Annotated in this window: 13 protein-coding genes; 6 read left to right on the forward strand and 7 right to left on the reverse strand. The window is 61.4% G+C overall.

Translation table 11 applies throughout. From position 1 onward, the window contains the following. Positions 1 to 42: 42 nt before the first annotated feature. Together HJC04_RS26785 and HJC04_RS26790 are read right to left on the reverse strand one after the other, a co-directional pair. Positions 43 to 465: a type II toxin-antitoxin system VapC family toxin gene (locus HJC04_RS26785; RefSeq protein ID WP_221147504.1), complete on the reverse strand. Its 423-nt coding sequence runs from the start codon at positions 463 to 465 to the stop codon at positions 43 to 45. After that, the gene (locus tag HJC04_RS26790; protein WP_221147505.1) at positions 462 to 716 is read right to left on the reverse strand and encodes a type II toxin-antitoxin system Phd/YefM family antitoxin; all 255 of its coding nucleotides are present in this window, start codon (positions 714 to 716) and stop codon (positions 462 to 464) included. Before HJC04_RS26790 ends, HJC04_RS26785 begins: the two co-directional genes overlap by 4 nt. Before the next feature lie 235 nt (positions 717 to 951). On the opposite strand from HJC04_RS26790, the gene HJC04_RS26795 reads away from it, so the two are divergent. Then, positions 952 to 1866 (forward strand): acetamidase/formamidase family protein, encoded by a 915-nt coding sequence (locus tag HJC04_RS26795; protein WP_221147506.1) that lies wholly within the window; start codon positions 952 to 954, stop codon positions 1864 to 1866. Between the two features lie 16 nt (positions 1867 to 1882). Here the strand turns inward: HJC04_RS26795 and HJC04_RS26800 are convergent, their stop codons facing one another. Both HJC04_RS26800 and HJC04_RS26805 read right to left on the reverse strand, forming a co-directional pair. Further along, a complete protein-coding gene (locus HJC04_RS26800; protein ID WP_210633561.1) occupies positions 1883 to 2785 on the reverse strand; it encodes a proline iminopeptidase-family hydrolase in 903 nt (300 codons plus the stop codon). A 98-nt stretch (positions 2786 to 2883) separates the two neighbouring features. Continuing rightward, the gene (locus tag HJC04_RS26805) at positions 2884 to 3642 is read right to left on the reverse strand and encodes a LuxR family transcriptional regulator (protein WP_221147507.1); all 759 of its coding nucleotides are present in this window, start codon (positions 3640 to 3642) and stop codon (positions 2884 to 2886) included. 129 nt (positions 3643 to 3771) lie between these two features. Here HJC04_RS26805 and HJC04_RS26810 point away from each other — a divergent pair, with 129 nt between their 5' ends. Genes HJC04_RS26810 through HJC04_RS26830 form a run of 5 tightly spaced genes read left to right on the forward strand, consistent with a single transcriptional unit; the run spans position 3772 to position 9729 of the window. Then, positions 3772 to 4662 (forward strand): proline iminopeptidase-family hydrolase, encoded by an 891-nt coding sequence (locus HJC04_RS26810; RefSeq protein WP_210633563.1) that lies wholly within the window; start codon positions 3772 to 3774, stop codon positions 4660 to 4662. 51 nt (positions 4663 to 4713) lie between these two features. Further along, entirely contained in the window at positions 4714 to 5652 is a 939-nt protein-coding gene (locus HJC04_RS26815) for an ABC transporter permease (RefSeq protein WP_210633564.1), read from the forward strand. Beyond that, a complete protein-coding gene (locus HJC04_RS26820; protein WP_221147508.1) occupies positions 5649 to 6497 on the forward strand; it encodes an ABC transporter permease in 849 nt (282 codons plus the stop codon). Before HJC04_RS26815 ends, HJC04_RS26820 begins: the two co-directional genes overlap by 4 nt. Then, on the forward strand, positions 6494 to 8215 hold the full coding sequence (locus HJC04_RS26825; RefSeq protein WP_409078122.1) for a dipeptide ABC transporter ATP-binding protein: 1722 nt from the start codon (positions 6494 to 6496) through the stop codon (positions 8213 to 8215). The genes HJC04_RS26820 and HJC04_RS26825 overlap by 4 nt, the downstream gene beginning before the upstream one ends. Further along, positions 8215 to 9729, forward strand: a complete 1515-nt coding sequence (locus HJC04_RS26830) for an ABC transporter substrate-binding protein (RefSeq protein WP_221147509.1) — start codon at positions 8215 to 8217, stop codon at positions 9727 to 9729. The genes HJC04_RS26825 and HJC04_RS26830 overlap by 1 nt, the downstream gene beginning before the upstream one ends. Positions 9730 to 9812: 83 nt before the next feature. Here the strand turns inward: HJC04_RS26830 and yghU are convergent, their stop codons facing one another. The 3 genes from yghU to HJC04_RS26845 form a co-directional block, all read right to left on the reverse strand. Then, positions 9813 to 10688 (reverse strand): glutathione-dependent disulfide-bond oxidoreductase, encoded by an 876-nt coding sequence (yghU, locus tag HJC04_RS26835; protein WP_210633567.1) that lies wholly within the window; start codon positions 10686 to 10688, stop codon positions 9813 to 9815. Between the two features lie 156 nt (positions 10689 to 10844). Then, complete coding sequence (locus HJC04_RS26840) at positions 10845 to 11225, reverse strand: cupin domain-containing protein (protein WP_210633568.1); 381 nt, start codon at positions 11223 to 11225, stop codon at positions 10845 to 10847. Positions 11226 to 11240: 15 nt separating this feature from the next. After that, positions 11241 to 12332: a Gfo/Idh/MocA family protein gene (locus HJC04_RS26845; RefSeq protein ID WP_221124355.1), complete on the reverse strand. Its 1092-nt coding sequence runs from the start codon at positions 12330 to 12332 to the stop codon at positions 11241 to 11243. Positions 12333 to 12334: the final 2 nt, after the last annotated feature.

Genomic DNA, 12334 nt, shown 5'->3' on the forward strand with positions numbered 1-12334 from the left:
CGCAAAGAAACGCCGCGCCACCACTGCGTTTCGGCAGGGAAATCAATCTTGCCACGGGTCCAGCACGACAATGCCCGTGCCTTCGAAATCCCGGGCATTGCGGGTGACGACGGTGAGGCCGTGAACCAGGGCCGTCGCGGCAATCAAGACATCGGCTTCATTGCGCCGGTCTGGAACATGCAGATGCGCGCAGCACGTCGCGACCGCATCGTCGATCGACAGGATACGGTCGGCGAATGCTGGCCGAACCTGATTTTCCAGCCATGCACGCAGACGAGCGCCCTGCGCTGCATCGCGGCGCTGCACGCCGAGTATTCCACGTTCCAATTCCAGGATCGTCATGGCGGAGATGCATAGGCCTGTTGCATCTTGCGCTCGAGCCCATGCGACCACATTAGCATTGGCCTTGCCGTCTCCGACCTTCCGCAGCTCGGAAACAACATTGGTGTCCAGCAGATATTTCAAGATAGATCGACTCCACGGGGGGCGATCTCAACTCGAGGCAGATCGAAGTCGATATCCGACAGGCCTGGCATGGAGAGAGCATCGACGAGACTGCGGGGCTTGCCGGTTAGCCGCTGGAATTCGTCATAGGTCATCAACACGTGGGATGGCTTTCCACGATCCGTGATGATGACCGGACCATTTTGCGCCGCCTTCTTTGCCCTGCTCACGTCGTGATTTAGTTCGCGGCTGGAAAGATGTGTCACGCTCATAATCCACCTCCGATGTAGGCACTTACCTACATATAACATTCGGAGAATGAAAGGCAAGATCAGCCGGCCGTTTCGCGGCAGGAGACGTCGGGTCACGATCGCGAAATCGATGCGGGGCTACACGAGCGATGTCGGGATATTGGCTTCCCAGATCATCTCTGATCTAGTCTCGATTCTCAGCCGGCAACGCAGCCTGGGCTGACGGTATTTGAAAAAAAGCGAGAGCCGTATTCTCATGACCACTCACCGCTTCATTCCGACGACCTTCCACAATGTCATCGGCTCTCTTCCGCCCGCCTTGCACATCGCTGACGGCGACACCGTCGTCACGGAGACACTCGACGCCATCGGCTATGACAAGGACGGCATCCGGCGGACATCTGGTCCCAACCCGATGAACGGCCCGATCTTCGTGGAAGGCGCGGAACCCGGAGATGCGCTGAAGGTCGAGATCATCAGCATGATCCCGACGAGGGACACTGGTTTTACGCGCAGCATCGTCGCGGCCAATGTCATCGATCCTGAAACGGTTCGCGACCTGCCGCCGCGCGACATGGCGATCTGGGCGATCGACCGCGAAGCATTGACGGTCCGATTGTCCGAGCCGGTCTCCGGCCTCGACAGTTTCGTTCTGCCTCTTGCGCCGATGATCGGCTGTTTCGGGGTTGCGCCCAGCCTTGGCCAGGCAATCTCGACGGCGACCAGCGGCGAATATGGCGGCAACATGGATTATCGCCTGTTCGGTCCGGGCACGACCGTTCGCTTGCCCGTATCGGCGCCGGGCGCCCTTTTCTTTTTGGGCGACTGCCATGCGGTGCAAGGAGATGGCGAGATCGTCGGTACCGGCGTCGAGACCACTTTCGACGTCACGGTGCGGCTGACGGTGGAAAAGAAGGCCGGGCTGATCTGGCCACGCGGAGAAACCGCTGAAGACATATTCACCGTCGGCAATGCGAGACCCCTCCACCAGGCGCTCCAGCATGCGACGAGCGAAATGCTGACCTGGCTGGCGTCGGATTACGGCCTGGACCGGACAGCGGCCAGCCATCTGCTCGGCCAGGTCGTGCGTTACGACGTCGGCAACGTCTTTGACCCGGCCTATACGATGGCCTGCCGGGTCGCCAAGAAATGGCTGGTTCGCCAGTCATGACGGACCAGCATATGCGTCAGTCGTGCCGCGACAGGAAGCGGGAAACGGTCGCCAGGCAAAGCTGCTTTTCCTCGACATGCGGCATATGGCTGGAATTTTCGAAGAGCACCCATTCGCAGCCCGGGACGCGTTCGAGATAGGGCCTTACGACGAGGGGCGTCGCCTCGTCATGTTTGCCCGAGATCAGCAGCGTCGGTGCTTCGATGCGGTCGAGCCTGTCTTCGATCGTCCAATCCTTCATCGTTCCGATGACGTGGAATTCCGTCGGGCCGTTCATGTTGCGATAGACGGTGTTGTCTTCGTCCATGATGGCGAATGTCCGCGCCACATCGGGCGGCCATGGCGCGACGCGGCAGACATGGCGATCATAGAAGACGCGGGAGGCGGCGATATAGTCCGGATCGGTAAGGCTTCCCGCCCGTTCGTGCTTCAGCAGCGTGTCCTGCACCTCCTTCGGCAATTCCTGCCGCAGCCGATTGGCTTCGGCAACCCAGGTGTGCATGTTGGCCGGCGAGTTGGCGATGACAAGGGCCTTCAGGCCTTGCGGCCGGCGCACCGCATGTTCGGCGCCGAGCATGCCGCCCCAGGACTGGCCGAGGAAGGCGTAACGATGCTGGATGCCGAGATGGGCAAGCAGTGCGTCGAGCTCTTCGAGGAACAGGCCGACCGTCCAGAAATCCGGGCCCTTGTCCGGAAGGCGGGTGGAATTGCCGTTGCCGAGCTGGTCGTAGTGGATGACCGGGCGGCCGTCGAGGGCGGCGATTTCCTTGAAGGAATCGACGTAGTCATGCGTGCAGCCGGGCCCACCGTGCGCAACGACGAGAGGCAGCTTGTCGCTTTTCAGCGAACCGGTGACGCGGTACCAGGTGCGATAATCGCGAAAGGGCAGATAGGCTTCACTTGTTGCGACTTCGGCCACCGACATCTCCATTCCTCGGAAGTTTGGAAACCATAACGCGGCAACCGCGGCGAAGGCAGCTATCACAAGTTATAGGATGGCAATGATCGGCCGCGCTCTTAGAGCAGGCGGTAATGAGTGGCGCGTACGACGGCCTGCGTACGGTTGCGGGCGCCGAGTTTCTTGGCCGCGGCGTTGAGATGCATGACCACGGTCGGGACGGAACGGCCGATGATGCGCGAGATTTCCTTGGCGGAATAGCCTTCCGCCGAATGGCGGAGGCATTCGCGCTCCCGCTCGGTCAGGCGAATGGTGCCGACGCTTCGAGCCTTCGTGTCGAAAAGCGAATAGGCGGTCTCATGGAAGACGTGGGCAAGCAGGTTGAAGTCAGCGATAGCGCGCAACGCATGCCGTTCGAAATCGCGGTCGCCGCGGAAACGGATGCCGGTGACCGTCGCATAATCGCCTCCCGGCATATGCACCGGCACGGTGATACCGGTCGACATGTCGCGTTCGAGGAGATAGCGCGTCACCGGTGCGGTGTCGTCACTCATGAAGCGGTTGATCAGCGTGTCCGCATTCGTGTCGTAATTCCAGAAGAACGGCGCGGTGCTGCGCAGCGCCACCTGCTGGACCGGGTCGATGCGGAAATAACCGCGATCGAACCAATAGTCGTGCATATCGTCGGCGATGTTCCGGAGCTTCAGCAGCGACGGGATCATGATCGCGCCGTCGAGGTCGTAGGGCACCGGCGTATAGTCGTAGATGAGAGCCTCGAAGCCCAGCTGCTTCATCGCCTCGAAGGCCTGGTCGATCCGGCCGTCCAGCGTCTCATGCGCCGTAAACTGCCGTCTGATCGTTCCGATGTCGTCAAGCATGGGCTGCTCCCGGTTTCGGCGTGGCGCCCTACCCTATCACTTCTTATAGCTGGCACGGAACGCGATTTACGGTAAAAAATTAACCACGCCCAAATATTGAGCAAGGGGTATTTTCTGCTGGAGCAATCAATGTGGCGTGAAATACAGCCGGACGCGCGATTTGAGATCGATGCCGGTGGCTATCGCGTCGTCGCCTATAGCTTCGGGACCGGCAACGAGACGGTGTTCTGCCTGAACGGCGGTCCCGGTCTGCCCTGCGATTACCTGCGCGAGGCGCACTCCTGCCTGATCGACAAGGGCTACCGCGTCGTCGCCTTCGACCAGCTCGGCACCGGCGCCTCCGATCGGCCGGACGATCTCTCGCTCTGGACGATCGGCCGCTATGTCGAGGAGACCGAAACGGTGCGCAAGACGCTCGGACTCGGAAAGGTCCACATGCTCGGCCATTCCTGGGGCGGGTGGCTGGCGATCGATTATGCCTTGACCTACCCCGAAAACCTCAAGACGCTGATCCTCGAGGATACCGTCGCCGACATGCCGCATCTGATCTCGGAACTGGAACGGCTGCGGGCAGCGCTTGGTCCGGAAACAGTCTCGATGATGCAGAAGCATGAGGCGCAGGGGACCTACGATCATCCGGAATATATCGCCGCCGTCACCATCCTCAACTACCGCCATGTCTGCCGCCTGGCCGAATGGCCGGCGCCGATACGCCGTTCGCTCGACGACTGGAACATGGCGCCTTACGCGACGATGCAGGGCCCGAACGAGTTTCTTTACATCGGCAACCTCAAGGACTGGAACCGCATCCCGGATCTGCCGCGGCTGACGCTGCCCGTGCTGATCACCACGGGAGAGCATGACGAGCTGACGCCCGCCTGCGCGCTCAGGATGAAGCTGGCGCTGCCGAATGCCGAGCTCCGGGTGTTCGCCAATGCCAGCCACATGCCCTTCTATGAGAACCCGCAGGACTATTATCCGGCGCTTCTCGATTTCCTCGACCGGCACAAGGCAGCCTGATGAAAATGAAAGCGGCTCAAACCGGACGAGGACAGAGGGGCGGCCGTGCTCATGTATCGCTATAAATTCGTTCTGACCCGACCGCTTCAGTTCCTGCCCGTCATCTTCGGCATCAGCGTCATCACCTTCATTCTGGTTCGGCTGATCCCCGGCGATCCGGCGCGCAACATCCTCGGTACGCGCGCCACACCGGCTGCCCTTGCCAGCATCCGTGCCCAATACGGTCTCGATCAGCCGATGTGGCTGCAATATGTCTATTTCCTCAAAAATCTCGCCAATGGCGAGATGGGCAAATCGATCCTCTACAAGATCGACGTGCTGAAGCTGATCGTCACCCGCATCGAGCCGACGCTTGCCCTCGTCGCCGCAAGCGTCGTGCTGTCGGTGCTGATCGCTGTGCCGATGGCGGCGATCGCCGCACGCAATGCCGGCCGGGCGCCGGACCATGCGGTGCGCATCGTCTCGACCTTCGGCATCGGCTTTCCGCCCTTCTGGTTGGGGCTGATGCTGATCATCCTCTTCAGCGTCGAACTCGGGCTGCTGCCGGTTTCCGGCTACGGCGCGACGCTCGGCGACAAACTTGCGCATCTCGTGCTGCCGAGCCTGACGGTGGCGCTGTCGCTCTCGACCGTTTTGACGCGCAGCCTGCGCGCCGCGATGATCGAGTCGCTGAAATCAGATGTCGCGACGGCGGCGCGCGCCCGCGGCATGCCCGAAGGCATCGTCTTCTGGCGGCACGTGCTGCCGAATTCGCTGGTGCCGACGATCAACCTGCTTGCCGTCAACATCGGCTGGCTGATCGGCGGCACGGTTGTGGTCGAGAGCGTCTTCGCGCTGCCCGGCATGGGCCAGCTCCTCGTCAGGGCGATCTTCTCGCGTGACTATATGGTGGTGCAGGGCGTCGCGATGGTCTTTGCCTGCGCCACCGTGCTGATCAACTTCATCGCCGATATCGTCACCGTTGCCGTCGATCCGAGGGTGAAGCTATGAGCGTCGAGGTGACAACACCCGCGTCCCCTGGCCGCCTCCTCCTCGGCCGGCGGCCGATGTTTGCCGTCGGCGCCGGCGTGCTGTTGTTCTTCATCCTGCTGGCGCTTGGCGCGCCTCTTCTCGCGCCCTATGACCCGATCATGCAGAATGCCGAGGTGCGCCTGCAGGCGCCTTCGCTGCTTCACCCCTTCGGCACCGACAATTTCGGCCGTGACATCCTCTCCCGCGTCATCTGGGGTGCGCGCGTCGATCTGCAGATGGCGCTGATCGGCGTCGTCTTCCCGTTCCTGATCGGCACGACGGTCGGCACCATCTCCGGCTTCTTCGGTGGAATCGTCGATGCACTGTTCATGCGTCTGGTCGATATCATTCTTGCCTTTCCCTTTCTCGTGCTGATGCTGTCGATTATCGCGATCCTCGGCCCAGGACTCGGCAGCTTCTACATCGCCATGGCGCTGGTCGGCTGGGTCTCCTATGCGCGGCTGATCCGGGCGCAGATGCTGGTGCTGAAGAGCAGCGATTACGCAGTGGCCGCCGTCAGCCTCGGCTTCAGCCGCAGGCGTATCATGTTCCGGCACCTGCTGCCGAACGCGATTGCCGGCTCGATCGTCTTTTCCATGTCCGATGCGACTCTGGTGCTGCTGAGCGGTGCGGCCGTCAGCTATCTCGGCCTCGGCGTCCAGCCGCCGATCGCCGAATGGGGCGTCATGGTCGCGGAGGGGCAGAGCTTCATCACCACCGCCTGGTGGATCACGCTGTTTCCCGGCCTCTCCATCGTCTGCCTTGCCTTCGGCTTCAGCATGCTGGGCGATGCGCTCGGCGAATTGCTGGGAGTGCATGAATGAGCGGTCCTGTGCTCTCCGTTCGCGATCTCACCGTCAGAGCGCATCTCGATTCCGGCCCGCGCACGCTGCTTGATGCAGTCTCGCTCGATCTCGGTCGCGGCGAAATTCTCGGTCTCGTCGGCGAGAGCGGCTCGGGCAAGAGCCTGTTCTGCCGCTCGCTGGTGCGCCTCTTGCCCTCCTCGCTGCTGAAGATCGAGAGCGGTTCCATGCTGCTGGAAGGACGCGACCTGACGCGGATCCATGACGTTGAGATGCTGAAGGTGCGCGGCGGTGAGATCGGCATGATCTTCCAGAACCCGACCAGCCATCTCGATCCGGTCATGCGGATCGGCAATCAGATCGCCGAGGGCATCCGCTATCATCAGGGCCTTGGTGCCCACGAAGCTCGCGCCGCGGCGTTGGAAATTCTCGCGCAGGTCGGCTTTCCCGACCCCGGCCGGCAGTACGACAGCTATCCGCATGAATTTTCCGGCGGCATGCGCCAGCGGGCGATGATCGGTGTTGCCCTGTCCTGCAATCCGAAAATCCTGATCGCCGACGAACCGACGACGGCGCTCGACGTCACCATTCAGGCGCAGATCCTGCGGCTGCTGATCGATATTCGCGACCGCCGCGGCCTGTCGATCATTCTCATCACTCACGATCTCGGCATCGTCGCCCAGACCTGCGACCGCATCGCCGTAATGCGTGGCGGCAAGCTCATCGAAGAGGGGCCGAAGCGGACGATCCTCGCACAGCCGCAACATCCCTATACGATCAACCTGATCGACAGCCACCCGTCGATATCAGGCGGGATGCCGGCGCCGGCGCTCGAGATCGCCGAGGCACGCGCGCCGGCGAGACCCTTGCTCGAAATCGATGATCTGCACGTGCGTTTCAGAGCCGGTGGCAGCCTGGTCAAGGGTGGCGCCAAGACGGTCAGCGCCGTTGCCGGCGTCAGCCTGCAGATCATGCCGGGCGAGACGGTCGGCATCGTCGGCGAATCCGGCAGCGGCAAAAGCACGCTTGCCCGCGCCGTGCTCGGTCTCACGCCACTTTCCTCGGGTCATGTCACCTTCGACGGTGTCGATCTCACGCTGCAGAAAAGCGCTGGCCTGGCAAAGCTCAGGCGCGAAACGGCGATGGTGTTCCAGGACCCCTATAATGCCCTCAATCCCCGGCTGACGATCGGGCAGATGCTGGCCGAGGTGCTGAAGGTGCAGGGCAAGGTCGCCAAGGCCGATATTCCGGCGCGCATCGGCGAACTGCTCGATCTCGTCGGCCTCGAGCGCGAATTCGCTGAGCGCAAGCCGCGCAGCATGAGCGGCGGTCAGTGCCAGCGCGCCGGCATCGCCCGCGCGCTTGCCGTCGAACCGAAGCTGATTATCGCCGACGAATGCGTGGCGGCCCTCGACGTCACCATCCAGGCGCAGATCATCGAGCTTTTCCGCCAGCTCACCGCGAAGATGAACCTGACGCTGGTCTTCATCGCCCATGATCTGGCGATCGTGCGCAATCTCTGCGAACGCGTCGTCGTGATGTATCGCGGAGAGATCGTCGAGGAGGGCCGCTCCGACGAGGTCTTCGCGCGGCCGAAGCATGCCTATACCGCGGCGCTGATCGCTGCCATTCCCGACATCGATCCTGACAAGCCGCTGCTGCAAGGGCACCGGCCGCAGGGACGAGGCGCAATCCATATCCATCAGACGCATGCCATAACAAAGAAGGGAACGAACTGATGCCAAACAGGTGGAAATCAATCGGGCTTGCCGCCATGCTCGCTGGCCTGACATTGAGTGCAAGCTATGCCGAAGCCGCCGGTGTGCTCACCATCGGCCGCCGCGAGGATTCGACGACATTCGATCCGATCAAGACGGCGCAGAACATCGACAACTGGGTGTTCTCGAACGTCTACGATGTGCTGATCCGCGTCGACAAGACAGGCACCAAGCTGGAGCCGGGCCTTGCCGAAAGCTGGACCGCCTCCGATGACGGGCTGACCTACACCTTCAAGATCCGCGATGCGAAATTCTCGGACGGTTCGCCGCTGACGGCGGAAGACGCGGCCTACAGCCTGCTGCGCATCCGCGACGACCCGGCCTCGCTCTGGAGCGATTCCTACAAGGTGATCGACACGGCGGCTGCGACCGACGCGCATACGCTGACGATCAAGCTCAAGAATCCGTCGGCGCCGTTCCTGTCGACGCTGGCGCTGCCGAACGCTTCCGTCATTTCGAAGGCGGGCATGGAAGCGCTGGGCGCCGATACCTATGCCGAAAAGCCGGTCGCATCCGGCGCCTTCACCGTCGAGGAATGGCGGCGTGGCGACCGCATTATCCTTAAGAAGAACCCAAACTTCTGGCAGGCCGACCTAGTCAAGCTCGACGGCGTCGAGTGGATCTCCGTGCCCGACGACAATACCCGGATGCTCAACGTCCAGGCCGGCGAGCTGGATGCGGCGATCTTTGTACCGTTTTCCCGGGTCGAGGAGCTGAAGAAGGATACAAGCCTCAACGTCGACATCGATTCCTCCACTCGCGAGGATCATCTTCTGATCAACCATGCGCATGGCGCGCTCGCCAAGAAAGAAGTCCGCCAGGCGCTCGACTTGGCGATCGACAAGAAGGCGATCGTCGACGCCGTCACCTTCCGCCAGGGCACGGTTGCCAACTCTTACATTCCGAAAGGCGCGCTTTATTATTTCGCCGATAATTTGCAGCGGCCCTACGATCCTGAAAAAGCAAAGGAGATGCTGCTTGCTGCTGGCGCTTCCGACCTGACGCTCAATTATCTGATCCGCGCCGGTGACGAGGTCGACGAACAGACGGCCGTGCTGGTCCAGCAGCAGTTGCAGAAGGCCGGCATTACCGCCAACCTGCAAAAGGTCGACCCGAGCCAGGAATGGGACATGACGGTTGCGGGCGACTACGACATCTCCGTCAACTATTGGACGAACGACATCCTCGATCCGGACCAGAAGACAACCTTTGTTCTCGGCCACGATTCGAACAATAATTACATGACCAACTACAAGAATGAGGCGGTGAAGGAGCTGGTCGCCAAGGCGCGTCTCGAACTCGACCCGAAGAAACGCGAAGAGATGTATGTCGATCTGCAGAAGATGGCCAAGGACGACGTCAACTGGATCGACCTCTATTACAGCCCCTACATCAACGTCTCGCGCAAGAATATCGAGAACTTCCACCAGAACCCGCTCGGCCGCTTCTTCCTGGAAGACACGGTCAAGAACTGAGTTCGGGCAGCTCGCAATGCTCCGCCGCCGTAGGGGCGGCGGAGCCTGATTTATTGCTGAAACAACCAGCTGGCACGGCTTGCTTATTCGGCAGCCGCCAGCTTGTCCTGCGTCTTGGTCTCGAAATCGCTGGCGTCGTGGCGCTCGTGCAACTGGCTCGACGGGTCGCCGGAGAGGCGGTTGACCATCCGGCCGCGCTGCACCGCGGGCCGGCTATAGATATTGTCGGCCCAGCGCAACACGTTTTTATAGTCCCCGACTTGCAGGAATTCCGCGGCCTCGTAGCTCCAGCCCTTCACCAAGCCGCCGTACCACGGCCAGATGGCAATATCGGCGATCGTGTATTGACTGCCTGCCACATATTCGCTTTCGGCAAGACGGTGATCGAGCACGTCGAGCTGACGCTTCACCTCCATCGCGAAGCGGTCGATCGCATATTCGATCTTGGTTGGTGCATAGGCGTAGAAATGGCCGAAGCCGCCGCCGAGATAGGGCGCGCTTCCCATTTGCCAGAACAGCCATGACAGGCATTCGGCACGCTCACTCGGCTCGGTCGGCAGGAAGGCGCCGAACTTCTCGGCGAGATAGGTGAGGATGGCGCCGGATTCGAAGACGCGGACCGGCTTCGGGCCGCTGCGGTCCATCAGCGCCGGGATCTTGGAGTTGGGATTGACGGCGACGAAGCCGCTGCCGAACTGGTCGCCCTCGCCGATCCTGATCAGCCAGGCGTCATACTCCGCACCGCCATGACCGAGCGCCAGCAGTTCCTCGAGCATGATCGTGACCTTCTGGCCGTTCGGCGTTCCGAGCGAATAGAGCTGCAGCGGGTGGCGGCCGATCGGAAGCTCCTTCTCATGTGTCGGTCCTGCGATCGGGCGATTGATGTTGGCGAATTGGCCGCCATTCGCCTTGTTCCAGGTCCAGACCTTCGGGGGGATATAGTCGGAGGTACCGCTCATCTTTTAAACTCCTGGCATTGATCAGACAGAGTGCGACGCCGGTTGGGTCGTCGCATTTTTCCTGACATAGCAGAGGCGATGAGGTTTTGTCACAGCTATCGGAGCGGCTTCACGCAATCGTCAGAGCCTTGGCAAGGTTGATGAAAATCTGCCGATTCAGGCCGCACCCTCGCCTTCATGATTGACCGCCGTCCGGGTACCGGAGGAGAACATGATCAGCGCGAAGAGCGGTTCGGTGCCGAGCGCGCGCGCCCAGTGACGGATATTGCGGGGAATGCGGATCGCATCGCCAGGTTCGAGCCGATAAAGCGCATCGCCGAGCTTGTGTTCGCAACTGCCGGAAACGACGTAGAGGATCTCCTCGCAGTCGGGGTGCGAATGCAGCTGGTTGCGTTCGCCGGGATTGATGCGACAGGTACCGAAGGTCATCTCGGCGCCGGGCGTGCCGTCGCCGGTGATCTTCCAGTTGAGTTCGCCCCAACTGGTCGGCATGAATTCACCGCCAGCTTTCCTGAAAATCACATCGGTATCGCTCAAGGCTGTCCCTCCCTGTCAGAGATTGGTGGTGACGCCGGCATTCGTGCGTCTGTAGAATTCGAAGAGCTTCATGATCTCGCGGGCGATTTCGAGCGTGCCCCTTGATATCTGGGTGCCGGCAAGGATCGCATCCGTCAGATGCAGGATCTCGGGCACATAGCCGAGATAAAAGAGATTGTTGTTATAGAGCTGGCCGAGCGAATGCTCAGGCTCATAGAGCAAAGCGGCATTCTCGTCCGGCTGGATGAAGCTTGCGGCGCGGCCATAGGACGGCAGGTCCGCCTTGCGGAAATACGTCAGACGGCTGCCGTTTTCGATGATGGCGTTGGCGCCTTCGCCGATGATCTCCACGCGCTCGAAGATGCTGCCGCCCGACTGGCCGGCGGCGAGGTGCAGCGTTCCGATCGCGCCGGAGCGGAAGCGCAGGCTGGTGACGCTTGCCCCGGCCAACGGCTCCCACTCATAACTGGCACGCTCTATCTCGCCGCCGAGGAAATTGAGGATCGCGCCTGGATGGTAGATATGGTCGAGAAAGCTCTGCATCTTGACGAGATCGGCGCGGTCTTCCGGCCTCGGCAGGCTCTGGGGATAACGGACATTGATCGAGGTCAGCCTGCCGAAACCCGGCGAGCCGATCAGATCCTTGAGTTTCTCGATCGTCGGAAAGAAGGTCTTCTTGAGACCGGTCATCACCATGCGGCCGGCCGCCGCACTTGCCGCCTGCAGCATTTCGATATCGTCGATGCTTGCCGCTGTCGGTTTTTCCATCCAGACGTGCGCGCCCGCTGCAAGGGCGTCGAGCGCCAGATCGGTCGCCTGGACCCGGCCATCGGGATGATAGGCGGTGACGAGAAAGACCAGCTCCGGCTTTTCTCGCTCCAGCATCTCGCGATGATCGGTATAGGCCTTGCCGGCGCCGAAGAGTTTTGCGAATTTCTCGGCGCGGCCGAGATCGAGATCGCAGATGCCGGCAAGTTCCACCGGCGCATATCGCAGCGCCGGATAGACATTGCGATAGGCATGGCCGCCGGCGCCGATGAAGCAGGCCTTGATGCGATGGTCGAATTCGAAATTGTAGCGGATTTCCCGCTGGACGTGATGCGACATGG

It is taken from the genome of Rhizobium sp. NLR8a (genome assembly GCF_019685235.1).
Lineage (GTDB): Bacteria > Pseudomonadota > Alphaproteobacteria > Rhizobiales > Rhizobiaceae > Rhizobium.

What these genes read in the sequence shown, in the direction of transcription:
- HJC04_RS26790 (WP_221147505.1), bottom strand. Translation starts at nt 716, where the DNA reads ATGAGCGTGACACATCTTTCCAGCCGCGAACTAAATCACGACGTGAGC.
- HJC04_RS26795 (WP_221147506.1), top strand. Translation starts at nt 952, where the DNA reads ATGACCACTCACCGCTTCATTCCGACGACCTTCCACAATGTCATCGGC.
- HJC04_RS26805 (WP_221147507.1), bottom strand. Translation starts at nt 3,642, where the DNA reads ATGCTTGACGACATCGGAACGATCAGACGGCAGTTTACGGCGCATGAG.
- HJC04_RS26810 (WP_210633563.1), top strand. Translation starts at nt 3,772, where the DNA reads ATGTGGCGTGAAATACAGCCGGACGCGCGATTTGAGATCGATGCCGGT.
- HJC04_RS26815 (WP_210633564.1), top strand. Translation starts at nt 4,714, where the DNA reads ATGTATCGCTATAAATTCGTTCTGACCCGACCGCTTCAGTTCCTGCCC.
- HJC04_RS26820 (WP_221147508.1), top strand. Translation starts at nt 5,649, where the DNA reads ATGAGCGTCGAGGTGACAACACCCGCGTCCCCTGGCCGCCTCCTCCTC.
- HJC04_RS26825 (WP_409078122.1), top strand. Translation starts at nt 6,494, where the DNA reads ATGAGCGGTCCTGTGCTCTCCGTTCGCGATCTCACCGTCAGAGCGCAT.
- HJC04_RS26830 (WP_221147509.1), top strand. Translation starts at nt 8,215, where the DNA reads ATGCCAAACAGGTGGAAATCAATCGGGCTTGCCGCCATGCTCGCTGGC.
- yghU (WP_210633567.1), bottom strand. Translation starts at nt 10,688, where the DNA reads ATGAGCGGTACCTCCGACTATATCCCCCCGAAGGTCTGGACCTGGAAC.
- HJC04_RS26845 (WP_221124355.1), bottom strand. Translation starts at nt 12,332, where the DNA reads ATGTCGCATCACGTCCAGCGGGAAATCCGCTACAATTTCGAATTCGAC.